Source organism: Actinosynnema sp. NPDC020468 (assembly GCF_040642015.1).
In the GTDB taxonomy this organism is placed as follows: Bacteria; Actinomycetota; Actinomycetes; order Mycobacteriales; family Pseudonocardiaceae; genus Actinosynnema.
This window is the reverse complement of the sequence record NZ_JBFAEO010000036.1, coordinates 1-24,434: the sequence shown is the minus strand read 5'-3', so window position 1 is coordinate 24,434 and position 24,434 is coordinate 1. Positions and strand designations below refer to the sequence as shown.

General features: G+C 72.7%; 27 protein-coding genes and 1 pseudogene. 14 read left to right on the top strand and 14 right to left on the bottom strand.

The genetic code is table 11. From position 1 onward, the window contains the following. Positions 1-9 precede the first annotated feature (9 nt). Positions 10-399 carry a hypothetical protein gene (locus tag AB0G50_RS24300; protein WP_360112474.1) on the top strand — a complete coding sequence of 130 codons (390 nt, stop codon included), beginning with the start codon at positions 10-12 and terminating at the stop codon, positions 397-399. Beyond that, entirely contained in the window at positions 396-533 is a 138-nt protein-coding gene (locus tag AB0G50_RS24295) for a hypothetical protein (RefSeq protein WP_360112472.1), read from the top strand. Before AB0G50_RS24300 ends, AB0G50_RS24295 begins: the two co-directional genes overlap by 4 nt. Here AB0G50_RS24295 and AB0G50_RS24290 read toward each other — a convergent pair. Both AB0G50_RS24290 and AB0G50_RS24285 read right to left on the bottom strand, forming a co-directional pair. Next, positions 530-1,135: an SRPBCC family protein gene (locus AB0G50_RS24290; protein ID WP_360112470.1), complete on the bottom strand. Its 606-nt coding sequence runs from the start codon at positions 1,133-1,135 to the stop codon at positions 530-532. The two genes, AB0G50_RS24295 and AB0G50_RS24290, sit on opposite strands and share 4 nt — an antisense overlap. Beyond that, positions 1,132-1,467 (bottom strand): metalloregulator ArsR/SmtB family transcription factor, encoded by a 336-nt coding sequence (locus AB0G50_RS24285; protein WP_360112468.1) that lies wholly within the window; start codon positions 1,465-1,467, stop codon positions 1,132-1,134. Before AB0G50_RS24285 ends, AB0G50_RS24290 begins: the two co-directional genes overlap by 4 nt. 178 nt (positions 1,468-1,645) lie before the next feature. Between AB0G50_RS24285 and AB0G50_RS24280 the strand changes: the two genes are divergently transcribed. Beyond that, a complete protein-coding gene (locus tag AB0G50_RS24280; protein ID WP_360112466.1) occupies positions 1,646-2,236 on the top strand; it encodes a hypothetical protein in 591 nt (196 codons plus the stop codon). A 757-nt stretch (positions 2,237-2,993) separates the two neighbouring features. Here the strand turns inward: AB0G50_RS24280 and AB0G50_RS24275 are convergent. The 7 genes from AB0G50_RS24275 to AB0G50_RS24245 all read right to left on the bottom strand — a co-directional run bounded on the left by AB0G50_RS24275 (position 2,994) and on the right by AB0G50_RS24245 (position 8,018). Further along, positions 2,994-3,251, bottom strand: coding sequence for a hypothetical protein (locus AB0G50_RS24275; RefSeq protein ID WP_360112464.1), 258 nt, complete (start codon positions 3,249-3,251; stop codon positions 2,994-2,996). Position 3,252: 1 nt separating this feature from the next. Then, a complete protein-coding gene (locus tag AB0G50_RS24270) occupies positions 3,253-3,540 on the bottom strand; it encodes a WhiB family transcriptional regulator (protein WP_360112462.1) in 288 nt (95 codons plus the stop codon). Positions 3,541-3,591: 51 nt separating this feature from the next. After that, positions 3,592-4,452, bottom strand: a complete 861-nt coding sequence (locus AB0G50_RS24265; protein ID WP_360112460.1) for a MerR family transcriptional regulator — start codon at positions 4,450-4,452, stop codon at positions 3,592-3,594. Positions 4,453-4,584: 132 nt separating this feature from the next. Beyond that, positions 4,585-5,517, bottom strand: coding sequence for an NlpC/P60 family protein (locus tag AB0G50_RS24260; protein ID WP_360112458.1), 933 nt, complete (start codon positions 5,515-5,517; stop codon positions 4,585-4,587). A 174-nt stretch (positions 5,518-5,691) separates the two neighbouring features. Beyond that, a complete protein-coding gene (locus tag AB0G50_RS24255) occupies positions 5,692-6,306 on the bottom strand; it encodes a DUF305 domain-containing protein (RefSeq protein WP_360112456.1) in 615 nt (204 codons plus the stop codon). A 59-nt stretch (positions 6,307-6,365) separates the two neighbouring features. Then, complete coding sequence (locus AB0G50_RS24250) at positions 6,366-6,971, bottom strand: hypothetical protein (RefSeq protein WP_360112454.1); 606 nt, start codon at positions 6,969-6,971, stop codon at positions 6,366-6,368. A 24-nt stretch (positions 6,972-6,995) separates the two neighbouring features. After that, a complete protein-coding gene (locus AB0G50_RS24245) occupies positions 6,996-8,018 on the bottom strand; it encodes a LacI family DNA-binding transcriptional regulator (protein ID WP_360112452.1) in 1,023 nt (340 codons plus the stop codon). 171 nt (positions 8,019-8,189) lie between these two features. On the opposite strand from AB0G50_RS24245, the gene AB0G50_RS24240 reads away from it, so the two are divergent. From AB0G50_RS24240 to AB0G50_RS24225, 4 genes are all read left to right on the top strand, one after another. After that, the gene (locus AB0G50_RS24240; protein WP_360112450.1) at positions 8,190-8,591 is read left to right on the top strand and encodes a YciI family protein; all 402 of its coding nucleotides are present in this window, start codon (positions 8,190-8,192) and stop codon (positions 8,589-8,591) included. A 236-nt stretch (positions 8,592-8,827) separates the two neighbouring features. After that, positions 8,828-10,036 (top strand): sigma-70 family RNA polymerase sigma factor, encoded by a 1,209-nt coding sequence (locus AB0G50_RS24235; protein WP_360112597.1) that lies wholly within the window; start codon positions 8,828-8,830, stop codon positions 10,034-10,036. Between the two features lie 11 nt (positions 10,037-10,047). After that, a complete protein-coding gene (locus AB0G50_RS24230; RefSeq protein WP_360112448.1) occupies positions 10,048-10,842 on the top strand; it encodes a hypothetical protein in 795 nt (264 codons plus the stop codon). Continuing rightward, positions 10,836-12,446 (top strand): hypothetical protein, encoded by a 1,611-nt coding sequence (locus AB0G50_RS24225; protein WP_360112446.1) that lies wholly within the window; start codon positions 10,836-10,838, stop codon positions 12,444-12,446. Before AB0G50_RS24230 ends, AB0G50_RS24225 begins: the two co-directional genes overlap by 7 nt. Before the next feature lie 62 nt (positions 12,447-12,508). Here the strand turns inward: AB0G50_RS24225 and AB0G50_RS24220 are convergent, their stop codons facing one another. Both AB0G50_RS24220 and AB0G50_RS24215 read right to left on the bottom strand, forming a co-directional pair. Next, a complete protein-coding gene (locus tag AB0G50_RS24220; RefSeq protein ID WP_360112444.1) occupies positions 12,509-12,691 on the bottom strand; it encodes a DUF397 domain-containing protein in 183 nt (60 codons plus the stop codon). Between the two features lie 26 nt (positions 12,692-12,717). Continuing rightward, positions 12,718-13,572, bottom strand: a complete 855-nt coding sequence (locus tag AB0G50_RS24215; RefSeq protein WP_360112442.1) for a helix-turn-helix transcriptional regulator — start codon at positions 13,570-13,572, stop codon at positions 12,718-12,720. Between the two features lie 144 nt (positions 13,573-13,716). Between AB0G50_RS24215 and AB0G50_RS24210 the strand changes: the two genes are divergently transcribed. From AB0G50_RS24210 to AB0G50_RS24200, 3 genes and pseudogenes are all read left to right on the top strand, one after another. Next, a complete protein-coding gene (locus tag AB0G50_RS24210; RefSeq protein WP_360112440.1) occupies positions 13,717-13,992 on the top strand; it encodes a zinc finger protein in 276 nt (91 codons plus the stop codon). Positions 13,993-14,030: 38 nt separating this feature from the next. Then, positions 14,031-14,138, top strand: a pseudogene (locus tag AB0G50_RS24205) (helix-turn-helix domain-containing protein); the annotation flags it as partial. After that, positions 14,124-14,885, top strand: coding sequence for a Scr1 family TA system antitoxin-like transcriptional regulator (locus AB0G50_RS24200; protein WP_360112595.1), 762 nt, complete (start codon positions 14,124-14,126; stop codon positions 14,883-14,885). The pseudogene AB0G50_RS24205 and the gene AB0G50_RS24200, both read left to right, overlap by 15 nt. 1,206 nt (positions 14,886-16,091) lie before the next feature. On the opposite strand, the gene AB0G50_RS24195 is transcribed toward AB0G50_RS24200, so the two are convergent. Then, the gene (locus AB0G50_RS24195; RefSeq protein ID WP_360112438.1) at positions 16,092-16,736 is read right to left on the bottom strand and encodes a TetR/AcrR family transcriptional regulator; all 645 of its coding nucleotides are present in this window, start codon (positions 16,734-16,736) and stop codon (positions 16,092-16,094) included. Between the two features lie 65 nt (positions 16,737-16,801). Here AB0G50_RS24195 and AB0G50_RS24190 point away from each other — a divergent pair, with 65 nt between their 5' ends. Continuing rightward, on the top strand, positions 16,802-17,497 hold the full coding sequence (locus tag AB0G50_RS24190; protein ID WP_360112436.1) for a hypothetical protein: 696 nt from the start codon (positions 16,802-16,804) through the stop codon (positions 17,495-17,497). An 8-nt stretch (positions 17,498-17,505) separates the two neighbouring features. On the opposite strand, the gene AB0G50_RS24185 is transcribed toward AB0G50_RS24190, so the two are convergent. Next, a complete protein-coding gene (locus AB0G50_RS24185) occupies positions 17,506-18,105 on the bottom strand; it encodes a TetR/AcrR family transcriptional regulator (protein ID WP_360112434.1) in 600 nt (199 codons plus the stop codon). Positions 18,106-18,167: 62 nt separating this feature from the next. Here AB0G50_RS24185 and AB0G50_RS24180 point away from each other — a divergent pair, with 62 nt between their 5' ends. Genes AB0G50_RS24180 through AB0G50_RS24170 form a run of 3 tightly spaced genes read left to right on the top strand, consistent with a single transcriptional unit; the run spans position 18,168 to position 20,639 of the window. Beyond that, a complete protein-coding gene (locus AB0G50_RS24180) occupies positions 18,168-18,941 on the top strand; it encodes a GAF and ANTAR domain-containing protein (RefSeq protein ID WP_360112432.1) in 774 nt (257 codons plus the stop codon). A 5-nt stretch (positions 18,942-18,946) separates the two neighbouring features. Further along, on the top strand, positions 18,947-19,657 hold the full coding sequence (locus AB0G50_RS24175; protein WP_360112430.1) for a GAF and ANTAR domain-containing protein: 711 nt from the start codon (positions 18,947-18,949) through the stop codon (positions 19,655-19,657). Then, positions 19,650-20,639: a helix-turn-helix domain-containing protein gene (locus tag AB0G50_RS24170; protein ID WP_360112428.1), complete on the top strand. Its 990-nt coding sequence runs from the start codon at positions 19,650-19,652 to the stop codon at positions 20,637-20,639. The genes AB0G50_RS24175 and AB0G50_RS24170 overlap by 8 nt, the downstream gene beginning before the upstream one ends. On the opposite strand, the gene AB0G50_RS24165 is transcribed toward AB0G50_RS24170, so the two are convergent. Continuing rightward, positions 20,602-24,348 carry a S8 family peptidase gene (locus AB0G50_RS24165; protein ID WP_360112426.1) on the bottom strand — a complete coding sequence of 1,249 codons (3,747 nt, stop codon included), beginning with the start codon at positions 24,346-24,348 and terminating at the stop codon, positions 20,602-20,604. The genes AB0G50_RS24170 and AB0G50_RS24165 overlap by 38 nt on opposite strands. Between the last annotated feature and the right edge of the window lie 86 nt (positions 24,349-24,434).

Genomic DNA, 24,434 nt, shown 5'->3' with positions numbered 1-24,434 from the left:
GTTGCCGGCATGACCAAGTGGATGCGTTCCTCGGTGGTGGCCGCGGTCGTCGCCGGCACGTTCGGGCTCGTCACGACGGGGGTCGCGGCGGCGGACACCACGTACGCGCCGATCACGATCTCCCCCGACAAGGTGAAGGAGCTGTGCGAGAAGCGGGTGCCGCGGGTGGAGGAGCGGGTGCGCAAGCTCACCACCCGGATCAACGGCGGCGCCGACGTCGCGGGGTCGACGGCGTGGCTGAAGGCGCAGGCGCAGAAGGCGCGCGACTCGGGTGACACGGCGCGGGCCGACCGGCTCGACCAGCGGATCGAGCGGCGGTCCGGTCAGGTGGACAAGCTCGCGAACCTGACCGACCGGACGGCGAAATTCAAGGCCGAGCACTGCGGCGGCGGCAAGTGAGGACCGCGTTCGCCGTGGTGGCGCTGGTGCTCTCGCTCGTCGCGTGCCGGGATTCCGCGTCGGTGCGGGATCCCGGCTTCGACGACATCGAGAAGACGTTGAGCAGCGTGGAGGCCGACGTCGACGCGCCCTAGCTCACGTCGGGCGCGTAGTGGCCGCGTGCGACCTCCACGGTCGCGGCCAACTCCTCGGCCGTGGCCGTGCCGGACTCGGCCACGGCCGCGGCCCACGCCTCGATCGCGCCCAGGGTGAACCGCTGGCCCTCGGTCGAGTTGGCCAGCGCGATCGGGTCCTCGATGGTTTCGCCCTTGAGGAACATGTCGAGGCCCAGGAAGATGCCGTCCCAGCCCGGGCCCGGGTACAGCGCGCCGGCGCCGTTCTGCGCGGTGCTCAACGGGACCGTGTGGTCGAGGGTGAACGTGGTGCGGCCGTCGGCTTCGGTCAGCCGCAGCTCCACGAAGCTGTCGTCGCCGCCGAAGGTGACGCGGAGGCGGCGCGGCGGCTCGCACTCCAGGATCTCGCCGCCCGCGTGGTTCTCCAGCTGGAACCGGCCGCCGACCTTCAGGTCGCCGCTGACCGGCAGGAACCACCTCTTGAGCCGCTCGGGGTCGGTCAGGGCCTCCCACACGTCGGTGGCGTCGGCGTCGTAGGTGCGTTCGATGAACAGGCCCACGTGCTCCTCGTCCCGGCGCACGGAGCGGTGGATGGCCTTGAGCTGGTCCGCGATCTCGATCATGGGTTCTCCCGTCGTCGCCTTCGGCCGCGGGCCAGTTCGGTGGCGAGCGCGTCCAGGTGGTGGTTCCAGAAGCGGCGGAACTGGTCGAGCCAGGCGTCCACGGCCCGCAGCCCTTCGTCGTCCACCGCGTACAGCCTTCGCGTGCCCTCGGGTCGGACCTTGGCGAAGCCGTGGTCGCGGAGCACCTTGAGGTGCTGCGAGACCGCCGGCTGGGAGATCCCGAACTCGGCCCGGATGGCCTCGGTGACCTCGCCGGCCGGGCGTTCGCCGGTGGCGAGCAGTTCGAGGATCCGCCGGCGGACCGGGTCGCCGAGGACGTCGAAGGCGTGCACGCTGCATGTTTATAGCTATGGCTTATATAAGTCAAGTCTTCTGTCTTCAAAATTGTCGGTGGTCGGTGGGACTATCTCGAACAGATGTTCGGAGCGCGTTCGGGAGGAGCCGGCAATGCGTGTTCGACTCGATCCCCGGCAGTGGCCGGGCCGTGTGATTCCGGAGACGGAGCACGAGGTGGACACGGCGGTGGAGTCGCTGTGCCGCCGTGCCTCGTGGGGTGACGCCGACCGATCGTCGGTGCGCGCCCTGCTCGCGCCGTGGTTCGCCGAGGGCTGGACCGTGGACGCGGTCCTGCTCGCGGTGGACAAGCGGCCGGACGGTGTTCGCCAGGGTGCGCCCAAGACCCGCGACCAGGTGGCGCACGACTTCCTCCGTGCGCGCCTGCGCTCGTGGTGGGAGGGGGGCGCGCGTCGGGCGCGCCCCCCGGTGCCCGGCATGACGCTGGGCCAGTGGTGGCGGGTGAACCGCCGCAACGCCCACCTGAACCAGCCGCGCCCCCGCCGCCCGCTGCCTCCGGCGGGTGAGCGCGCGGTCGCCGCTTCCCGAGCCCGGGTCCGCGAACGCCTCAAGGACCCGGTGGAGCGAGCCCGCGCCCGCTCCCGCCGCCACCAGGAGGTCCTCGACAGCCTCCTGGTGCCGGGCCAACGCCCGCCGACGTTCGACGACGCCACCAAACTCCTCGCCACCCTCCGCACCCCGCTCCCGCTCCACCCGGTGTGCGCCCACTGCGGCTGCCGCCCGGTCCCGTACCCGAAGGCCGCGTGATCCGGGGGCTCGCGCCGGGTGGGCGCGCCGGCTGGTGCCGGGAGTTGGCGTCGCGGGGAGCTGTCGGTGGGCCGCCGGGGGCCGGCAGGTCCGTCGCGCACCAGGGGCGATGATCGCCGGCCGGTGTCGAGGTGCACCGCCACGCGAGGCTCGGCGGCCGGGGCAGGGGCGGCCGGGGCAGGGGCGGACGAGGCAGCGGCGGACGAGGCAGCGGCGGACGAGGCAGCGGAGGCGCGTCTTTGTGCGCGGTGCGTTCCGAACCGGCGTGAGCGACGGTCTTGGCGCGGGTCGGGTGTCCCGGGCGAATTCGTGGATCGGCCGGCGAGCGCCCGTCGCCGCACCTCGGTCGCGGAGAGCGTCCGGTGCGCCGCCTGAGCGCGCTCGGCCAAGCGCGGACGCTTCGCGGCAGGGCGTGGTCGCGGCGAAGCCGTACCTGCCGCGCCTTGGGTCCGCCTTCGGCTTGGCGGTCGCGCGCCGCGAAGCAGCCCCGACCCTGCGGTGCGGGTCTGCTCGGCGCCTGCCCTCCACCCCGTGCCTGCGCTCAGCCCGACACCTGCCCTTGGCTCGGTGTCCGTCCTCCGCCCAACGCCGGTCTCGACCAGCGTGCGGTCTCGACCTGGCGTCCGGTGTCGCCCCGGCGTCCGGTCTCGACCCAGCTCCGCGCTCGACCCGGCGTCCGTCCCCGGCTCGGCGTCCGCCGCCCGGCCGGCGTCCGTCCCCGGCCCGGTGACGCCGAGCCGCGGCCTGTGGTCTGCGGTCAGCGGTGGGTGGTCAGGGTCAGTTCGTCCAGCACCCGCGCGGTGGCGATGGCGGCTTCGGCGGCGGCGCCCAGTTCGTGGCGCAGGGCGGTGACCAGGCGGCCTCGGAGGTTGCGGGCGTGGCGGTCGTCCGGGGTCGGCGGGTGCCAGTGGTCGCGCAGGACGCGGAGCGCGGTGCGCTTCGCCCGGCGCGGTGGTTGGCAGCTGGCGGCGACCGACCAGACCAGGGCCACCATGCGGTCCTCGACCGTGCTCACGTCAGGCGCGCCGGTGGTTGCGCGAGATCAACGCCCGCAGTTCGCTCTCGCCGAGACCACCCCAGATGCCGTAGGTCTCCTCGACCGCCAGCGCGTGGGCGCGGCACTCCTGGCGCACCGGGCACGCCGCGCAGATCTGCTTGGCGCGGCTCTCCCTGGCTTGGCGGGCCGAGCCGCGCTCGTTCGGCGTGTGGAAGAACAGGGCGGTGTCCATGCCGCGGCACGAACCTCGCAACTGCCAGTCCCACGACTCCGAGACCGGTTCCGGAAGGCGGGACAGCTCTGGCACGGGGACCACCTCGATCTGCACGAGCGCGACCCTTCAGAGCCTAAATTCGATTCAAAATCGGTTCAACTCCAGAACCGTGGCGAGAGCCTCGTTTAGCGAGCCCAGGAAACGGGAACCAGGGGGCGCGGCAGGCCACCCCGGGCCCGCGACGAGCACGGTGCAGCCGCGTTCCAGCAGGTCAGCAACCGGCACCAGCGCGGCCAGGTCCGCCGAGTGCGCCCACACGACCACGCACCGCGGTGCCAGCAACATCACCGCATCGAGTAGTGCCCGGGCCGGCACCCGCGCGCCGAGGTTGCGGGTCGCGCACCCGTGCTCGCCCAACGCCGCCGCGAGGACGTCCAGCGGCAGGCTGTGCTGCTCCTCGGGCGCGCACGCGAGCAGCGCCGGCAGCCGTCCGGAGAACCCGGGCACCGCGCGTCCGCGCAGCACGCCCACGATGCTCGACGTCGCGAGGTGCTCGACCTCGACCCCGGAGCCCTGGGCGGTGACCCGGTCGCCGAGCGCGACCAGGAACGGCATCAGCACGTCGTTCCACGCGCCGACCACGCCGTGCTCCTCGATCAGCCGGGTCGCCAGGCTCGTCATCAGGGTCAGGTCGAGCCGGGACGCGGCCCGGGCGAACCCGCGGGCCGAGCCGCCCTCGACCGCGACCGCACGGCGTCCGCCACCCGATCGGGGGGACGGCGGTGGCTCGGCGCCCATCGCGACCGCCGCCGCGGCGGCCGGTGCCACGCCCTCGCCGGTCAGGTCCAGCATCCGGCGCAACCGCGCCACGTCGGCCGCGGTGTAGCGCCGGTGCTTGCCCTCCTGCCGGGTGCTCGGGCCGAGCCCGTACCGCCGGTCCCACGTGCGCAGCGTCGTGGGCGAGATGCCGAGCATCCGCGCCACCGCGCCGGGACTCCAGAGCACCCCGCACCACCCGTTCGCCAGTTGCATCGCTTCTGAAACGAAAAGCCTAGCGAGTGCGGCCTGGTGGAGTGCGGTGAAAACGATCAGCGGGCGGCTCCCGACGAGCGGGAACCGCCCACTGGCGGGTGAAGCTCAGCCGTCGATCCGGCGGATCACGCTGATCGGACCGATCGAGTCGATGGTCGCGATCTTGACCGGGACGCCCTCGGTGGACGCGTGCACGGCGTTCACGTTGTCGATCGCCATCGCCACGTGCGACTGGCTGGAGTAGTAGATGATCAGGTCGCCCGCCTTGACCTCGCCGCGCGACACCGAGCGGCCGACCTCGGCCTGGCCGTAGGTGGTGCGCGGGATCGAGACGCCGGCGGCGCGGTAGGACGCCTGCATCAGGCTGGAGCAGTCCCACGAGTCCGGGCCGTTCGAGCCGTAGACGTAGGGCTTGCCGCGCTGCGAGAGCGCGAAGTCCAGCGCCACGCCGGCCGTGCCGGAGGGGACCCGGATCGGCGAGGTGTCGCCGGGGTTGCTCAGCTGCGCCTTCTCCGACGCGCTCAGCGACTGGTACTGGTCGCGAGCCTCGCCGACCTGCTTGTCCAGGTCGTCCTTGCGCTTGGCGACGTCCTCCACGATCTTCGCCGCGTCGTTCGCGGCCTGGGTGGCGCGCTTCTGCGCGTCCTCGGCCTTGGTGACGGCGGCGGTGAGACCGGACAGCGCCTCGGCGTTCTCGCCGGCCAGCACGCCGAGCGCGGACATCCGGTTGAGGAAGTCCTGCTGGGAGTCGCTGACGAGCAGCGCCGAGAGCTGGTTGAACCGGGCGCCCTCGAACGACGCCTCGGTCAGCAGGTCGACGTCGCCGCGCAGGGACTCGGTCGCCTGCTGGGCGGCGGTCAGGTCGGCGTTGGCCTTGTCGAGTTCGCCCTGCTTCGCCTTCAGGTCGTCCTGGGCGCGCAGGTGCTCCTCGTTGAGCTTCTCCGCCTCGGTGGAGAGGTCGTTGTACTTCTTCAGGGCGTCCGAGGCGTTCGGCGGCACCGGGTCGGCGGCGGCGATCGGCTGGGGCAGGACGCCCACGAGTGCGGCGACGGCAGTGGCCGTCAGAGCCGCGCGGACTGTGCGCTGTGCGGGGGCCACGGTCGCGCATTCCTCCTGTGAACGGGGGCATCGCCCAATCGGGTGACGCCGTCAGGTCTCGGACAGGTTACGGAGCGGGACCCCCGGCGTCTATAGGGGGTCCCGCCCGGATCCTCAGCCGGTGCGTTCCAGGAGACCGCGCATTTCGGTGATCTCCGCCTGCTGGGAGTCCTTGACCTGCTGCGCCAAGGCTTTCGCGGCGGTGTGACGGCCATCACGAAGCTCGTCCGAAGCCATCGAGATCGCGCCTTCGTGGTGCTTGATCATCAGTTCCAGGAAGCGGCGGTCGAACACCTCACCCGACAGTGGAGTGAGTTCGGCCGATTCATCGCCACCCTGGGTGTCGCCGTTCGTGCCGCTGTTCGTATCGCCCTTGGTGTCGCCGTGGGTGTCGCCATGAGTGTTGCCCTTGGTGTCGCCGTGTGCCATTTCCTGCGCCGGGACGTCCCACTCGGTCAACCAGCGGGTGAGCGTGGTGATCTCGGGTCCCTGAGTGCTAGCGATACGTTTCGCGAGCGCGATCACCGACGGATTCTCACTACGTTCCTCGACTAGTTTCGCCATATCGATGGCACCTTGGTGGTGCGGCAGCATGCCCCGAGCGAACGCCACATCGGCGTCGTTGTGGTCGACCGGAGTCGACGCGCCGCACCCCGCCAGGGCGAAGGCGGCGAAAACGCTCGTGATCAGGGCGCGCGTGAGCGCCCCGACCAGGTTCTTCCTGATCATGGTCCAGTCCTGGGTCGTCGTTCGTGCGGTTTTCGGAAAGCGCGGAGAACTCGCTCTCCTCACAACCTCAGAACGCCCACAAGATCCAGAACTCGGTGAGGGGATGGTCGAACATGTGACAAGTAGAATCGTTCAACAATCCTACCTGCCAACAACTCAACGATCGGTGCCGAGGGCGACGCGAGCAGGCTCTTGGTGAGGTGGACGAGCGTGCTTCCGGGCAGAACGCCGACGACCGCGACGCAGAGGTGCAGGCCGCCCGGCCCGTGCTCCCCACCACCTTGGCTGCCGCCGTCTTGGGTGCCGCCGCTGTGCACCCCGCTGTCTTGGTCGCCGCCGTGCTCCCCGCCGCCCTGGTTGCCGCCGCTGTGTATGCCGCTGCCTTGATCGCGACTGCCCTGGTCGCGACTGTCGTGGTCGCCGCTGCCCTGGCTGCCGGTGCGGTGCTCGCCACTGTCCTGATCGCGAGCGCCGTGGTCGCCGCCGCCGTGTTCTTCGCCGAGTGCCGCGCTGCTTGCCGCGGCGTGGCCACTCGTGCGGGTGATTCCGGGGTGGGGAGTCGGGGCGGGGGCGGGTAGGTGGTGCATCGCGATCGCGGCGAACGTCAGGCCGAGGATCAGCAGGCAGGCCGATGGCCACCGGGTGCGGTGGGGGTGGCCGGGCATGGCGGGACTATACCCCGGTGGGGTTTAGCACCGGGGGCGGAACGAGGGTGGGGTGGTGCTGGAGCGCAGGGTCAGGGTGGTGGGGAGTTCCTGGTTCGGGTGGGGTGGGGTTCTGCCTTCGGCCAGCGAGATCGCGAGCGTGGTGGCGGTGGTGGCCATGTCGCGCAGGGGTTGTCTGATCGTGGTCAGCGGCGGGGAGGTCCAGGCGGAGAGCGGGAGGTCGTCGAAGCCCACGACGCTCAGGTCGTCCGGGATGTGCAGGGCGTGGCGGCGCGCGGCCTCGTAGACGCCCAGGGCCTGGAGGTCGCTGCACGCGAAGATCGCGGTCGGGCGGGTCGGCAGGGAGAGCAGCGCGGTGGCGGCGGTCGCGGCGGCCGAGGGGGTCGGCGCCGTGTGGTGGACCAGGGTCGGGTCGAACGGGTGGCCGGCGGTTTCCAGCGCGGCGCGGTAGCCGTCCAGGCGGGCTCGGGTGGGGAGGTCGTCGGGTGGGCCGGCGATCAGGGCGATGCGCTCGTGGCCCGACGTCAGCAGGTGCCGGGTCGCGGTGACGGCGCCGGTCCAGTTCGTGGCGCCGACCGACGGGGTGTCCGGCGGCGGCTCGGCGGTCGGGTCGACCATCACCACCGGGATGGCCCGGGCGGCGAGTTTCGCCAGGTCCGAGCGCGGCAGGGCGGCGGTCGTCGCGACCACGGCCAGGGGCTTGCGGCCGATCAGGGCGTCGAGCCAACCCGGGTGGGTCGGGGTGGAGACGGTGAGGGAGAGGTGGTGGGCGGTGGCCGACTCCTCCGCACCCTGGAGCAGGAGTTGGGTGCGGGGCGAGGTCAGGTCGCCGAAGACCAGTTCCACGGCGGTCGAGCGGCGGGTGTCCGCGCGGCGGCGGTAGTCGTGCCGGCGGATGGCGGCCTCGACGCGTTCGCGGGTTTCCGGGGCCACGTCCGGGCGACCGTTCACGACCTTCGAAACTGTCGGCACCGATACACCCGCCTCGGCGGCGATGTGCGCGATGGTGGTGCGGTGCGGTGCACCGTCCGAGGTCGGAGGTGGCATGTGAGGGATTCTAGCCTCCGAAACTATCGGTGGGAGGTGGCCGGTTTCCGGCGTCGGCCTGCGCCAGTGTAGTGACTCAAGTCACACGTCGGGGTGTCGAGCGCGGCCGGTCGGCGCCGTTCCACTGCCGAACGCGCCAAGATGGGCGCGAATCCGCTGGGAGGCGACACCATGGCCAGGTTCCTGCTGCTGATGAACTACGGCGCGGCCGCGAACTGCGACGTGCCCCTGCCCGAGTGGCCGCAGGAGGACATCCGCCGGCACCTCGAGTTCCAGCACGCGCTCGGCGCCGAGCTGACCGCGAACGGCGAGCTGGTCGACGGCCAGGGCCTGGCGGGCCCGGAGTTCGCGAAGATCGTCACGGCCACCGGCGGCGCGCCCGTGGTGACCGACGGCCCGTTCCCGGAGTCGAAGGAGTTCCTCGCCGGCTGGTGGATGGTCGACGCCACCCCGGAGCGCGCCCTGGAGATCGCCGCCAAGGCCTCCGCCGCGCCCGGTCCGGGCGGGGTGCCGATGGGTCAGCCCATCGAGGTCCGCGAAGTGATGAGCGCGCCGACCCTGCCCGAGGAGTGACCCGGTCCATCGGCGACCCGTCGGGCGAGGCGCACGCCGACCTCACCCGATCCGCTCGCCGCGCGGCAGAAGGATTGTCGGGTGAGGACCGTGCCGACCTCGCCCGACCCGCGGCAGAACGATTGTCGGGCGAGGCGCACGCCGATCTCGCCCAGCCCGCTCGCCGCACGGCAGAAGGATCGCCGGGTGGGGACCGGGCCGACCTCGCCCGGCCTGCCGGTCGTGCCGCCGAAGGATTGCCGGGTGGGGAGCACGGCCGGCCTGCGCGCCGGGCCGTCGAGGACCGCGGCACCGAGGACCTGTTGCGCGAGCTCGTGCCGCAGGTCCTCGGCATCCTCGTGCGCCGGCACGGCGACTTCGACGCGGCCGAGGACGCGGTGCAGGACGCGGTGCTCGCGGCCGTCCGCACGTGGCGGGAGGTGCCGGAGCACCCGAAGGCCTGGCTGGTGAAGGCCGCGACCAACGCCCTCACCGACCGGTTGCGCAGCGAGCACGCCCGGCGGCGGCGCGAGGAGAACGCCGTCGCCGAGCCGCCGCCCGAGGTGCCCGACCACGACGACACCCTCACGCTGCTGTTCCTCTGCTGCCACCCCGCGCTGACACCGCCGTCCGCGATCGCGTTGACGTTGCGCGCGGTCGGCGGGCTCACCACGGCCGAGATCGCGAACGCGTTCCTGGTGCCGGAAACCACGATGGCGCAACGGATCAGCCGCGCCAAGCAGAAGGTCCGCACCCTCGAACAGCCGGACCCGCGCAGCCTGCGGTCCGTGCTGCACGTGCTGTACCTGATGTTCAACGAGGGCTACGCGGGCAGCGTCGGGCCGGCGCTGAACCGGGTGGAGTTGTCCGGCGAGGCGATCCGGCTGACCAGGCTCGTGCACGTGCTGCGCCCCGACGACCCCGAGGTCACCGGCCTGCTCGCGCTGATGCTGCTGACCGACGCCCGCCGCCCGGCCCGCACCGGACCGCACGGCGAGCTGATCCCGTTGGCCGACCAGGACCGCGCGCGGTGGGACGAGGCGCTGATCGTGGAGGGCGTCGCGCTGATCGAGGAGGCGTTGGCGCGCGGCGAGATCGGCGAGTACCAGCTCCAGGCCGCGATCGCCGCCCTGCACGACGACGCGCGCACCGCCGAGCAGACCGACTGGGCGCAGATCGACACCATGTACGCGCTGCTGGAACGGGTCACCGGCAATCCCGTCGTCACGCTGAACCGGGCGGTCGCGGTGGCGATGACGCGCGGGCCGGCCGCCGGGCTCGCGTTGATCGACACGCTGGACGACCGGTTGCCCGGCCACCACCGGCTGGACTCGGTGCGCGGCCACCTGCACGAGATGGCGGGCGAGAAGGACCGGGCGCGGACGCACTACCGGGCCGCCGCCGCGCGCACGACCAGCCTGCCCGAACGGCACTACCTGCTCGGCAAAGCGGCGAACCTGCGCTGAACCCCGCACTTTTGCGTGGCAGGGCACGGTCGCGCACCACCACGATCGGTGCCATCGAGCGAACCCGGGGCGAACGCACCCGCAACCACCACGTCGGCGACGCGGACTCGGTCGTCCAGGCGTCGCGGATCGACCGCGTGCTGATCGCCGTGCAGGACCGGCGTGGCGTGGTGGCGCTCGCGGTCGTCGCGGTGCTGTCGCTCGTCGCGGTCGTGCTGGTGAGCCGGGACCGCCAGGTTGAGGAGGAGCCGGCCGTGCCGCTCGCGGTCGTGGCCGACTACCGGTCCACCGGCACGTGCGACGGCGGCAAGGTGGTCGACTACTCCGGCACCGCGCCGGTCCCGTTCGAGCGGACCTTCCCCGGAACGCTCGGACCGGGCGGCAGGCTGGCGGCGACCGTGCAGGGTGTCGCGGGCCTGGCGGTCGTGGTGCGGTCGGCGGAGATCAGGGTCGAACGCCGGTTCGACGCCGTGCCGGGGACCTACCTGCCGGACGGCTGCCAGGCCGAGGTGCCCGTCCGCTACTTCGACACCGACCTGACGGCGGCCGCTCCCGTGCTGGCGCCGGTGGCCGGCACGCGGACCTTTCCCTACTCGGTGGACCGGTCGGAGCCGGAGCAGCTCGTGGTCGTGCCGCGGATCTCCGGCGGCGCGGTCGAGTGGCGGCTGGTGCTGCGCTGGTCGTCGGGCGCGCGGACGGGGGAGCTGGTCGTGGACGACGGCGGGAAACCCTTTCGCACCACCTCGCTCACCGCGGCCAGGCTGTTCTGCTCCGACCACGACCTGAAGGTGAACAAGCCGTGCTGATCAGGGTCGTGCTCGTGGTGGTGCTGGTGCTCGCGGCGGCCTCGGCCGGCCCTGCGGAACCGGTGTCCGCGCCACGACCCGACTGGACCAGGCTCGGCGAGCTCGCGGAACCGCCGCCGAACCCGTGGTCGGCGGGCTGGGACGACGGGTACCTGCTGGCGGCGGGCGTACCCGGCGCGGAGTTGCGGGTGCTGACCTCCGAGGACGGGCTGAAGTGGCGTTCCGCGCCGCCGGAGGGGATCACGGTGGTGATCGACGCGGCCGGGTACGGCGACGCCGGCTACCTGCTCGGGTCGACGGCCGACGACATCGTGCTGTGGCGCACCGAGGACGGCGTGGCGTGGCAGGCGTTCCCGCTGGGCACCGGGCCCGCGACCGAGGTGGCGGAACTGCCCGTCTTCGCGCTCGCGGCCGGACCGCGCGGGGTGCTGGTGGTCGGCTCGGGACCGGTCGTCCAGGGCGTGCACCGGTGGTACTCGCCGGACGGCCGGTCGTTCGACACCATCCGGGCGGTGTCCGACCTCGACGGCCTGGTGCCGTCGCACCTCGTCGCGACGCCGCGCGGGTTCCTGCTGTCGATCGGCGACTCGGTGCTGTCGTCGCCGGACGGCGCGGCGTGGACGGACCTCGACCTCGGCTCGGAGGAGGTGCTGGCGTCGGCCGGCACGGCGACGGACGAGGTCGCGGTCACCGGGTTGCTCACCGGCGGCACGACCACCTGGTACCGCCGCGGTGGCCGGTGGCGGACGGCGTCGGTCGACCCCGGGGCGCTGCCCGACCTCGGCGTCGTGCCCGCGGACAAGCGGGAGACGACCGAGGTGCTGCGGTGGGGGAGCGGCTTCGTCGCGGTCGGTCGGGCGCAGGACCTCGAGCGGGACGTCGGGGTGGCGTGGACCTCGGCCGACGGCTCGTGGTGGCAGCGGATCCCGTTGCACGGCAACGGTCTCGACGGCGCCACGTCACTCGACCGGATCATCGTCGGCGGTCGCGGGGTGCTGCTGTTCGGCACCGAGGGCGTCGACTCCTCGACCAGAACGGTCGTGTGGCGCGCCGACCCGCCGCCCGTCGAGCGCACCGCGCCGCCACCCGCACGCGCACCCGCCGACCCGCTCGACCCCGAGCGCTTCGACGCGTGGGCCGGTATCCCGCCGCGACCGACGGCCGAGGGCTCCTGCGTCGCGCCGTCCTACGTCGCGCGCCGACCGGACGCCTACCAGTGCCAGGTGGGTGACCGACTCCTCGACCCGTGCGTGCTCGGCCCCCGCCCGACGGACCCGCGCGACCCGGCGTGGGCGACCCCGCTGGTCGCCTGCGTCGCACTCGGCTCGACGCTCGTCGTCCGCACCGGCCTGCCGCTGCCGGTCGTGCACGCCGTCGTCGCCGTGCCCCACCCGTGGCGGCTCGAACTGGCCGGCGGCGACATCTGCACCGAAACCGTCGACCGCGTCCGCCCGGAGTCCGCGGAACGGTCGTACGCCTGCGTCTCCGGCGCGACGGCCACCTACCTGTGGGAACCGGACAGCGCGCCCCACCGCACGGCCCTGACCTCCACCGACGGCACCGAACCGACCACTCCGACTACCGTCACCGCCCTCTACCGCTGACGGTCCGACACCACCCGACGCCGCGGCCCCGGCGAGGATCCACCGGGAGCCGCGGACTTCCGTCAGGCGTCCTTCACCGCGGCCAGAAAACCGGCGAAGTGCGCTCGGTCGAAGCTGAGCACGGGACCTTCGGGGTTCTTCGAGTCCCGCACCAGCAGCGTCCTGGTGTCGTGCGCCAACTCGACGCACGCGCCGCCGTTGCCTGCGCTGCGGCTCGACTTCCGCCAGGTCAAGTCCGGGTTCATCGCCCGCACCTCCCTCTTCTCTCAGCTCACAGTTCACCTGCAACTGTAGCCAGCAGAGAACTGGTCTTGGAGGGCGAGAGCGCCGCGCCCACCACATGGCGGAACGCCATTTCGTACTGCGCGACGTGGGTCGGCTCGTCCAACGACGCGGCCGTGGTCAGGTTCTCCAGGTACACCACGTTGCGCACGTTGTCCTGGAAGCGGAGCAGGATGAACGGCAGCCCGGACGCTGCGTGCGCCCCCGCGCTGAACGGGATCACCTGCAACGTCACGTGCGGCAGCGAAGCGAGCTTGCGCAGGTGGAGGAGCTGGTCCTTCATCACCTCCGGGCTGCCCACGACGGTCCGGATCGCCGACTCGTGCAACACCACGTGGTGTCGCTGCGGGTCCCCGGCCTGCGTGACCCGACCCTGCCTCGCCTGACGTGCCTGGATCAGCAGGTCGATCTCTTCGTCGTCGGTGTGCGCGGGGTTGGCCTCGATCAACGCTCGCGCGTAGCCCGGGGTCTGGAACTGCCCGGGGATCAGTTCGCCGTGGTAGAGCAGGATTTCCACCGCGATCTGCTCCAGGCTGAAGAACTTGCGGAAGAAGTCGGGCAGCACGACTCCGTACGCGGTCTTCGGCTGACGTTTTCTGGCTTCGCGGCCCAGCTCCTCCATGTGCTTGCGCTCGCTCTTGGTCGCGCCGAAGAGGTCGAGCAGGTCCTTCAACTCCGACGCGCGCACCGCGGAGTCACCGGCCTCGATGCGCCGGATCTTGGCGACCGAGCACTCCAGCGTCGTGGCGGCGGTGTCGACGGACTGGCCCGCTGCCTCGCGCATCGACTCAAGCGCCATGCCCAACTGTCGTTTGTAGACAGTGGGGCTCGCGCTGTTGGTCATGTCAACCTCTGATTCTGTCGAAGGTTTCCGGGTTTGTGCGGTCCAGTGTGCCCGAAGATCGGGTCCTTGTGGTTCACCCGATGGTGTACTCCCCATGGTGCACGTGCAGGTTATAACGTTAATCAGCCGACGCAGGGAGACGAGGTGAAGCGAGAGTTCCGCTGGCTGCCGTACGGGGAGCGGCGCCACGCGATCAGGCAGGACCGGGTGCCCAGGGACGATGCCGAGACCCTGTGCGGGTTGCCACTGGTCGTGCCGATCACCCCGCCGTACCCGGAGTGGTGCTGGCCCACGTGCCAGGACTGCGACCGGGTCTGGCGGGAGCGGGAGGGCATACCGCCCTACCCGAGGCAGAAGCCGAGTCCAGCACAGTCGCGGCACGCGGTGCCGCGCACGACGAAACCGGTGGGGAATCCGTGACCGCGAAGAGCAACTTCAGGACGTACGTGATGACGTCCTACCTCCAGGGCGCGTCGATCCGCGCCCTGGCCGACACGACCGGCCGGTCCTACGGGACGGTGCGCTCGACGCTGGTGGCGGCGGGCATCCCGTTGCGGCCCAGGGGTTACCACGAGGGAGCGGAGTCGACGGGCGACGCGCGGGCGCGGCGGGAGGAGCTGTCCGCCGAGCTGTTGCGGGCGCGGTTGAACCAGGGGATGACGGGCAAGCTCGCGGGGGAGGTGTCGGGCATGAGCCAGTCGAAGATCTCCAAGATCGAGACGGGCCGGCTGCTGCCGAAGGTGGAGGACGTGGAGCGGCTGGCGCGGGCGTACGGGCTGTCGCGGCGCAAGTCGGTGGAGCTGATCGCGTTGTCCGCCAAGGCTTGCGGTGAGACGCCGACCCGGCGCACGGTGTTCCACCAGGGTGCGTCGGCGGACCGTCCGAGCGTGTCGCGCGCGGTGGCGACGTCGAGCCTGATCCGGACGGTGGGCGTGTCGACGGTGCCGGACCTGCTGGTGTCGGAGTTGCACCCGAACGTCCAGGTGCGCGCGATCCTGACCGAGGGCGCGGTCCGCTCGTCGCCGCAGTCGTGCGAGGACGCCAGAGACGCAAGCCGCCGCCCGACCGTGGACCTCCGCATCCTGCCGTTCCACTCGACGGCGGAGCTGCCGGGGTCGACCTTCCACGTCTACGACGACCGGCTGGTGGTGGTGGACATGGTGGCCGGCGCGGTGGCCATCACGGGGGCGGCGAGCGTGGCGCAGCACGTGGCGAGGTTCGAGGAGCTGTACGCGAAGTCGGTGGGAAACGTGGAGATGGACCGCCTGCTCGCCGCGATCGCCGGCGAACGCCACCTGCGCCCGGTCCCCTGACCACCACGCATCCTCCTCCGCCACCCCGGCCTGCCCAGTCCCCAACCCCCATCCGAGCTTCCCGCCCGCGCCGGCTTCGCTCGGACCGCGGCCCAGCAACCGACAGCCACGGGCTTTCGGCTCCGGCATTGCACTTGAGCGACCGCCCGAGCACCAGCCACACCTGCCCGCCCGCAACAACCCGCCGGCAACCGACAGTCTCGCTTGAACCGACCGCCCCGCTTGGACAGCGACCCCGCTTGAACCGACCGCCCCGCTTGGACCGACCGCTCCGCCGACGACCGACGGCCCGGCTTGGACCGACCGCCCCGCTTGGACCGACCGCTCCGCCGACGACCGACGGCCCGGCTTGGACCGACCGCCCCGCTTGGACCGACCGCTCAACCGACGACCGATCGCCTCGTTTGGACCGACGGCCCCGCCGATGACCGACGGCTCGGCCTGGACCGGCCGCCTCGCTGGGACTGCCGCCGTGCCTGGGCCAACCGCCCTGCCGATGACCGACCGCCTCGCTTGGACCGACCGCGCCGCTGGGACTGCGGCCCGGGTCGGCCGCCGGTCGTTCGGCTTGGGCCTTGCCTCCGCCTGCCCGCACCCGCCCTCGCCCGCACCCGCCCGCAGTGCGCGCCGCCTGCCGGTGGCCGTCCGTCGGGTCTCCGCCCCGCCGATGACCGACCCTGGTGACCGACTGCTGCTAACCGGCCGCTGGTGGCCGACTGTTGCCAATAGGCCGCTGGTGACCGACCTCCCCGGTTGGGCATCGGCCCGGGGTCGGCAGTCGGTGGGTGCCGGGTCTTGTGCTCCGGGACTTCGACTTCCTTCAGTTTTCCTTCAGTGCAAGCAACTCTGCGGCATCGCGCACCCTGCCGGCTCTGCCGCCTCTGCCGTCCCGGCAGCCCTGGTAGCCCTGGCTGGCGTGTCTGTTCGCTTGATGTTTCGCTTGATCGTTTGTCTCGCCGTTTGCCTCATGGGTTGCCTCATCGATTGCCTGATCGTTCGCCTGACTGCCGGCGGGTCGATCAGCGCGGTCGATCGCAGGTCGCCCCGTCCTCCATCGGTCTTCACGATTATTTCAGTGCAAACAAAAGTTGACGGTTCCCCAGGGTTGCGCCGGACCGGGCCGGTGCCGCATAACGGACATGTGGATCGGGCGCGCGTGGCTTGGGCTCGGTGGTGGGAGCGGTGGGGTTGGTGGCGGGGCGGTGGTCAGCACGCCAGTGCGGAGGTTCGCACGGCGGCGAGGCGGTCCGGGACGACCAGGTGGCCGAGGCGGTGGCGCCACATCGTGGCCAGGCGGTCGGCGGGGTCGTCGTGGCCTGCGGTGACGACCGTCAGGGCCTGGGAGCCCACGATGGTCGCGGTGATCGCCTCGGCCTCCTCGCGGGTGTCGACCTCGGTGCGGACCTCACCCTCCGCGACGGCCTGGCCGAGGAGTTCGCGCACCATCACGACCAGGCTCACGAAGTGCATGCCCGCCAACAACTCGAACAGCTCACTGGTGAACAGCAGCCGAACTGCCACCCGAACGGTTTGATCCGAGTGGGTGAGGTTGTTCATCCGGTGGGTGACATCGATGAGAGTTTGCATCGGGCCGGCCCCGGACTCCTGGACTTCCGCCCGAACCTCGTGCCACCGTCGGAAGTGCTCCTCGACCACGGCCACCGCCAACGCCTGCTTGGACGGAAAATGGCGGTACAGCGCGCCCTTCGTCACCGATATCCGGCGACACACGGCGTCCAGCGAGGTGCCCTCGAACCCGTCCCGGTCGAACAGCTCGATGCTCGCCGCGACGAGGCGTGCCCGGGTACGGGCTCCTTGCGAGAGGAAGGTCAACGGGTTGCCCCTTTCCACCGCAACGGTAGGGCGGCCGGCGTCGCTCGGTCAACAAAGGCCCACCAGGCTGCCGAGGAGGAGCCGTGTCGGACAACGCGCTTGAAGTAGCCCTGTGGGGTGAGGACGGCACGGCGATCCTGGAGGCCTCGGGGACGTTGGACGCGAAGACGTACCCGGCGATGCGGGACGTGCTGCTGATGACCGTGCTGGCCCAGCCGAAAGCGGTCATCGTGGACCTGCGCGGCCTGAAGGTCGACCCGTGGACGGCGGCGTCGGTGTTCCGGTCCGTGCACGCGCAGGTCTCGGAGTGGCCGGGCGTGCCGATCGTCCTGGTCGACCGCGCCGACCAGGATTCGTGGCCACTGCGCCACTACAACACGGTCGACGCCGCGCTGGCGGACCTCGGCGAGGTGCCGGCGCGCCGGGTGGTGCGGTTGCCGCTGCCGGAGGCCGCGGACCCGGCGTTCGCCCGGTTCGCGGCCGAGGAGACCTGCCTGGTGTGGGGCATCGCGGACAGCTCGCTCGTGGTGCCGGTCGCGGTCGGCCTGGTCGACCTGGTGGCCCGGATGCCGGGCAGCCGTCCGGTGCTCGGGTTCGAGCTGCGCGCCGGGCTGCTCGCGGTCGTGGTGACCAGCGACCTGTCGATCCGGTGCGAACCGCACGAGTTGCGCCGCGTGGTGTCGGCGGCGCGCAACGCCGAGCCGCGCTGCGGGTGGTCGACGACCTGGACCGGCGGCACGGTGGTCTGGGCGGTGGTGCGGCCCGGTCGACCGTCCTGAGTGGAGGGTCAGCGGGGCCGGACGCGCGGCGCGGCCAGGCGCAGCGCCGCGCACACCTCCGGCCTGGCCAGCGTCGGCAGCCAGGCGCGCCACATGCCGGCGATGCGCGCGTTCACGTGGTCCGCGTCGCCGATGGCCATGGACACCAGGTGCGCGCCGACGAGCGCGGCGACCATCGCCTCGGCGCAGCCGCCGAGGTCGATGCCGTCGAGGAGTTCGCCCCGGAACGCGGCGGCGCGCAGCAACTCGTGGTTGGTCCAGGTCCACTGGGCGATCTGGCGGTCCGCGACGTCGTCGCAGATGGGTGACTGGAACAGCAGTCGCTGCGCGACCAGGTGGTCGCGGTGCACGGCGTAGCCGAGGTCGACCATGACCTGGAGCGGGCTGCGGTGGGTCTGCTGGAGCTGTTCGCGGGTCCTGACCCACTCCTGGGCCTGGCGGTCGAGCACCGCGACCGCGAGCGCCTTCTTCGAGCTGAAGTGGCCGTACAGAGCGCCTTTCGTCACGCCCGCCAGATCGCAGACGTCATCGATGGTCGCTCGCACGTACCCGTTCTGGTCGAATGCCGTGGCGGCGGCCGCGAGCAAGCTGTCCCTCGTGGTGGACACACGGAGAGTATTCCCGGCCCGACCGCGCCCCGACAACCGCCGTCTGCGAGCATTGATGGCAAATGTCCAACCACAACGGGGACGCCGCCGACGACGCACGCCGGGCTTGGCTCTGGCAGCTCGTCCGCGAGGAGGCCGCCGCCGAGGGCGTCGCGGTCGGGACGCGCCACCTGTGTGTGGTCGCGACCTCCGTCCTCGGCGCGTCCGCGGTGATCGTCTACCAGGTGGTGGACGGGGTGCGCAGCGAGCCGGTGGCGGTGTCGGGGCCGACGGCGGACCAGGTCAGCGAAGCCGAGGTGACCTTCGGCGAGGGTCCGGCGGTCGACGCGCTGCGCGACGAGTACCCGGTGTTGGTCGCGGACCTGAGGTCGGGCTCGGCGGGTGAGCGGTGGCCGGTGTTCGCGCCGTTCGCGCTGACGCACGGGGTGTTCTCGGTGTCGGCGTACCCGGTGATGATGGGCGCGATCGTGGTCGGCTGCCTGGAGGTCTACCGGGACGTGGCGGGCGCCGCGACACCGGGCCAGATCGTGGACGGGCTGCTGCTCGCGGACGCGGCGATGCTGCTGCTGTTGCGCGCCGGGCCGTCCGGGGTGGGCGAGGACCCGTTCGCCGACGCGGTCGAGGTGCGTTGGGCGACGGTGCACCAGGCGACCGGTGTCGCGTCGGTCCAGCTGCGCAGCGACCTCGCCACTGCTTTCGTGCGCCTGCGCGCGCACGCGTATCGAACAGGCACCCGACTCGCCGATGTGGCTGCCGACGTGCTCGCGCACCGGTTGATGTTCCACACCGACTTGGACGACGAGCCCGATACCGAGTCCGAGTCGGAACAGGGGTGATCCACGTGTTGGAACAGCGGTTGGCGCGGACCTTCGTCGAACTGGCGGACACCCTGGCGAGCGGGCTGGACGTGATCGAGTTCCTCCAGGTCCTCGCCGAGCGCTGCGGCCAGGTGCTGGACGCGCCGGTGGTGGGCGTGCTGCTGGCCGACCACCGGGGGACGCTGAACCTGATGGCGGCGTCGCGGGAGCGCCCGGACCTGCTGGAGCTGTTCCACCTCCAGCAGGACGTCGGGCCGGCGGTGGAGGCGTACCGGACGGGCTCCCCGGTGACCCTGGCGCACGCGGACCTGCCGCCGGGTCCGTTCGCGACGCTGGTGGGGGAGTGCGGGTTCGAGGTGGTGCAGGCCGTGCCGATGAGGCTCGGCGAGCGGATCGTCGGCGTGGTGAACCTGTTCCGCGCCGACGGGCTGGGCGAGGACGACGCCGAGGTGGTGCGGGCGTTCGCGGACCTGGCGGCGATCTCGTTGCCGCACATCCGGTCCCGCGCGTACCAGGAGCTGCTCGCCGAGCAGTTGCGGCGGGCGTTGCACGACCGGATCACCGTGGAGCAGGCCAAGGGCGTGCTCTCGGAGGTGCGCGGCATCTCGCCGACCGAGGCGTTCACCGCGATGCGGGTGTGGGCGCGGGAGCGGCAGCGGCAGGTGGTGGACGTGGCCCGGGCGGTGATCAGGGACGACGCGGACGTGGCCGGTCTGCTCCGGCCCGATGCCTGATGACGGTGACCTGACGCCGGTCGAGCTGGCGGTGTACCGGGCGCTGGTGGACGAACCGGGCACCGCGGCCGGGCTGGCGGCGCGGACGGGGTTGCCCGCGCGGCGGCTGTCCGCGGTGCTGCGCGCGTTGGTGGCCGGTGGGATGGTCGTCCGGTCGGTGGACCGGCCGGCCCGGTTCACCGCGATCGCGCCGGAGGTGGCGCTGGGTGGCGCGGTGCTGCGCAAGGAGCGGCAGCTGGAGGCGGTCCGGCGGCTGACGGCGGAGTTGCAGGAGCGGCACCGGCGCGCGGTGCTGGGGCACGACCCGGGTCGGCTGCTGGAGGTGGTGACCGGCGGGCCGTCGATCGCGCGGCGGGCGGACCAGGTGATGCGCGGCGCGCGGCGCGAGGTGCGGTTCGTGGACAAGGCGCCGTACGCGCAGCCGCCGACGGTGCTGCACCCGGTGGAGCGGGACCTGCTGGGGCGGGGTGTGCGCTTCCGGGGCGTGTACGACCTGGCCGCGCTGGAGCTGCACGACCTGGCGTCGGACCTGGAGGCCGGGCTGGACCTGGGCGAGGAGGCCCGGGTGGTGCCCGACGCGCCGTTGAAGATGATCCTGGTCGACGGCAGCGTCGGGCTGATCCCGCTGGACAGCGCCGTGCCCGCGTCGGGCGCCGCGCTGGTGGTGCGGCCGTGCACGTTGCTGGACGCGCTCGGCGTGCTGTTCGAAAGCCTGTGGCGGCAGGGTTTCCCGCTGGCGATGCCGAGCGGGTCCGTGCTGTCCACAGTGGACTCCCGGCTGCTCGCCCTGCTCACCACCGGCATGCCGGACCGGAGCATCGCCAAGCAGCTCGGGTTGAGCTACCGGACCTACCAGCGCCGGTTGCGGGTGCTGATGGACGAGTTGGGCGCGCAGACGAGGTTCCAGGCGGGGTTGCGGGCGGCGGCCCGCGGGTGGGTGCCGGTCAGCCGCGACGGTAGGCCCGTGCCACCACCTGGCTGACCGCGTTCCCCTTGCTGTCCCTGGCCTCCACGCGCAGCCACACGTCGCCGGCGGGCGCGTCGGCGGTCACCGACCAGCGGTCGGGCGCGACGGGCGTGGTGGTGGCGGTGGTCCAGGTCGTGCCGTCGGAGGAGTAGGACACGCCGAGCGTGGTGACGGGTCCGCCGCCGCGCGCGCCGGTGTGGTGGCCGGCGGCGATCTCGAAGGTCGACCCGGCCAGGACGCCGGTCGGGTCCAGCGGCAGCCGGTAGTCCAGCGCGATCAGCGGTTGGAACGAGCAGGTCGGGCCGTCCTGGCAGCCGTAGCCCAGTGGCGGCGCCTCGCCCGCTCGGGCGGAGGTGAAGGTCCAGGTGGTGTCGATCCGGCTCGGGTGTCCGAAGAGGACGGTGCTGGGCGCGCCGACCTGGGGCGTGGTCGGCAGCACGTCGGTCTGCTGGAGGCGGTAGGCGCCGGGTTCGGCGGTCAGCGGGAACCGGGGGAACGACGCCAGCGGGTCGTCGACGCGGGGGATCTCCTTGTTCCCCAGGAAGAGCCTGGTGGTCGTGGTGGTGAAGTAGCGGCTGTTCTCGTAGGGGTTGGTGTAGTGCTCGCCGTCGGTCCACTGGAGTGCGGGGGTGAACAGGTCGCCCTCGCGGCAGTTCGAGCACAGCACCCGCCACGCGCCCGCCGTGGTGGGGTAGCGGGCCGGGTGGTCGCCGCCGAGGTCGACCGCGACGGGGTGCAGCGGGGCGCGGAACCAGTGCTCGTCCGGGCGGGACCGCTCGCCCGCGTGGTAGACGTTCTGCTGGTTGAGCGACAGCGCGGCCTGGGGCGCGGACGTGGTCACGACGCGCTTCCAGACCACCGAGTCGTCGCCGGGTCCGGTGTACTCGGTCCAGGCGCCGGGCAGCGGGATCTTCGTGCCCTGGGAGAACTGGGTCCGCCACAGGCCGGTCGGGAACGCGTAGGCCGTCTTCTGCCCGGTCACGCCGGGTCGGTCGGCGTGGTAGGTGGTGCGGGTCGCGACGAGGTCGGTGTTCGGGACGGTGCGCCGGTGCGCGGCGGGCACGCCGTCCGGGTCCACGACGCTCAGGGTGTACATCGCGTCCGGGCTCGGTCGCACGGTGATCTTGGCTTCGCCCGGCCGGTTCCGGACCTGGCCGCCCTCCGCCCGGTCGAGCGCGAACACCGGGATCGGGCCGGTCAGGGGCCCGGTGGACAGCGCGCCCGGCGCGTCCGGGTAGACCAGGGCGGCCACCGCGCCCGCGTCGGCGGCGGTCTTCACCGCGGTGGCGGCGGCCCGGGCGACCCCGCCCACCTGGTCGCCGGAGGTCGGCACGGGGATCGGCAGGAGTGCCACCTTTCCCTTCAGGTCACCGGATTCGGCGACCGGCGCGGTGTGCGTGCCGGGCCACTTCGCGACGACCGAGGCGACGTCGTACTCCGGGTGCAGCACGACGCCCGCGACCTCGACGTCCGCCGCGGTGGGGCTCAGGGACGCGGTGTCCTGCAAGGAGATCGCGCCCGTGCCGGCGGCCGGCGCCGGTGTCGCGCGGATTTCCCACGTGGTCGCGCCCGCGGTCAGCGAGGCCTCGGCGACCACACCGGGTCGGCCGGCGTTCGGCGGCACCACCCGGCGCAGCGCCACCGTGCGGTCGCGCTGGTCGGTGCGGACCTGCGCGGCCAGGGTCACCGGCACGGCCTGGCGCGCGTCGAGGGTGATCGTGGTGTCGCGGTCCACCTTCACCTCGTCGGCGGCCAGCGCGGACCAGCGGCGGACGTCGACACCGCGTTCCATCGACCAGCCCAGGGCGGAGTAGCTGCCCGTGGGCAGCGACGTCCGGCCGACGCCCGCGACCAGGTCGACCGGGTAGGTGACCTGGTCCAGGAACGGGTCGTTGGCGTTGCCCGCGCCCGCGCGGTCGTCCACCAGTTGCGCGGTGGAGAGCGCGGCCGGCGCGCCCGTGCCGTCGAGCACCCGGATCGACACCGGGAACAGCGGCGGGGCGTTGTAGGTGCTGACGGGGGTGCGCAGGGTGGTCCCGTCGGGCGTGGTGGCGACGACCGTGCCGCCGTAGACGCCGGAACGGCCCTGGGCCGGGTCGGCCGTGACGGTGACCGAGGCGGTGGACCGCGCCGGCACGGTCAGCGCGCCGCCGCCGAGCGCCATGCCCTTGGCGGGCGGGGGTTTGCCGTCCCAGGAGCGGACGGTGAGCGTGAGCGACAGGGCCAGCGGGGTGTCGGCGGTGTTGGTGTAGGTCACCGCGCGGGTGGTCGGTCCGTCCAACCGGCCGAACGCCGCGGCCGCCGGTCCGCGAGCGGTGGTCGCCAGCGCGCGGGGCAGGTCGAGCCGGCCCGCGCCCTGTTCGAACCAGCTCGCGCCGACGTCCTTCGCGGTGGAGACGAGCGCGTCCTTCACCGCCTGCGGCGGCCAGTCGGGGTGGACCTGGCGCAGCAGCACGGCCGCGCCCGCGACGTCCGGGGTGGCCATGGAGGTGCCGGACGCGGCGGTGTAGGCGTTGTCGACCGGCTTGCCCATCGTGGTGCCGGCGGCCCGGGCCGCGACGACGTCCACGCCCGGCGCGGTGATCTCGGGTTTGACTGCGGCGTCGCGCAGTCGCGGCCCGCGCCCGGAGAACCAGGCGATCCTGTCCTGCTGGTCGACGGCGCCGACGGTCAGGGCGGCCGCCGCCGCGCCCGGAGTGGTGACGGTCCGGTCGCCCGGCCCGGAGTTGCCCGCGGCGACCACGAACAGCGCGCCCGTCTTGGCGGACAGCTCGTCCACCAGTTCGCTCAACGGGTCCGCGCCGTCGGTGGCGCCCGCGCCGAGGCTGAGGTTGACCACCGACGCGCCCTGCTCGACGGCCCACTCGATGCCGGCCATCACCTGCGAGGTGTCGCCCATGCCCGAGGCGTCGAACACCTTGGCCACCAGCAGGTCCGCGCCCGGCGCGACACCGCGGTAGCGGCCGCCCGAGGCCTTGCCGGAGCCCGCCAGGATCGACGCGACGTGCGTGCCGTGACCGTGCCGGTCCACCACGTCGCCCTCGCCGCTGAAGTCGGCCGACGCCCGCACCCGGCCCGCGAGATCCGGGTGCGTGGCGTCGATCCCGGTGTCCACCACGGCGACCTTGACGCCGGTGCCGTCCGGGCCCGCGGCCTGCGCGGCGCCGGGCTGGGCCAGGCCGTGGCTCCCGGTGTCGGCGACCCGGACCCGGCGGTCCGGCAGCACTTTGCGCACGCCGAGCGCGCCGGTGGTCAGCCCGTGCCAGAACGACGGCGCCTGGGCCGCGCCGACGTGCACCCCCGCCGCGCCGTCCAACGGGGTCCGCACGGCGAGGGAGGTGGGTCGGCCGTCCCACTCGACGATGACCGGCACGGTGTCCGTGCGGCCGTCCGCGACCAGGGCCGTGACGTCGAACAGGCCCGGGTCGAGCAGTCCGGTGGCGATCAGCGGCACGGCGTCGGAGGGCAGGACCGAGACGCCGGTGGCGGTGGTGGTGACGCCGAACGCGGGCGCGGTGCCGTCCTCGCGGGGTGCGGGTTCGACCGTGACGGCGGCCTGGTGGTCGGGATTTTCCTGGTAGGACACGACATCGCCGGTGAGCAGGGTGACCCGGTGGACCGGGCCCGCCGGCGGTGGAGGTGTAGCGGGTGCCGCGGCCTGTGCCGGTGGTGCGCCGGTGGTCAGGAGTGCGGCGAGGAGCAGGGCGACGAGGGAGCGTGACATGGGGCCTCCTCGGACAGGGGACTTTCGAGGATGAGCCGGCTTGGTCACGGGGAAAACGGCGCGCCACGGCGGCAAGTCGCCGCCGG

What these genes read in the sequence shown, in the direction of transcription:
- AB0G50_RS24300 (WP_360112474.1), top strand. Translation starts at nt 10, where the DNA reads ATGACCAAGTGGATGCGTTCCTCGGTGGTGGCCGCGGTCGTCGCCGGC.
- AB0G50_RS24165 (WP_360112426.1), bottom strand. Translation starts at nt 24,348, where the DNA reads ATGTCACGCTCCCTCGTCGCCCTGCTCCTCGCCGCACTCCTGACCACC.
- AB0G50_RS24180 (WP_360112432.1), top strand. Translation starts at nt 18,168, where the DNA reads ATGTCCAACCACAACGGGGACGCCGCCGACGACGCACGCCGGGCTTGG.
- AB0G50_RS24170 (WP_360112428.1), top strand. Translation starts at nt 19,650, where the DNA reads ATGCCTGATGACGGTGACCTGACGCCGGTCGAGCTGGCGGTGTACCGG.
- AB0G50_RS24255 (WP_360112456.1), bottom strand. Translation starts at nt 6,306, where the DNA reads ATGATCAGGAAGAACCTGGTCGGGGCGCTCACGCGCGCCCTGATCACG.
- AB0G50_RS24240 (WP_360112450.1), top strand. Translation starts at nt 8,190, where the DNA reads ATGGCCAGGTTCCTGCTGCTGATGAACTACGGCGCGGCCGCGAACTGC.
- AB0G50_RS24250 (WP_360112454.1), bottom strand. Translation starts at nt 6,971, where the DNA reads ATGCCCGGCCACCCCCACCGCACCCGGTGGCCATCGGCCTGCCTGCTG.
- AB0G50_RS24220 (WP_360112444.1), bottom strand. Translation starts at nt 12,691, where the DNA reads ATGAACCCGGACTTGACCTGGCGGAAGTCGAGCCGCAGCGCAGGCAAC.
- AB0G50_RS24290 (WP_360112470.1), bottom strand. Translation starts at nt 1,135, where the DNA reads ATGATCGAGATCGCGGACCAGCTCAAGGCCATCCACCGCTCCGTGCGC.
- AB0G50_RS24215 (WP_360112442.1), bottom strand. Translation starts at nt 13,572, where the DNA reads ATGACCAACAGCGCGAGCCCCACTGTCTACAAACGACAGTTGGGCATG.
- AB0G50_RS24245 (WP_360112452.1), bottom strand. Translation starts at nt 8,018, where the DNA reads ATGCCACCTCCGACCTCGGACGGTGCACCGCACCGCACCACCATCGCG.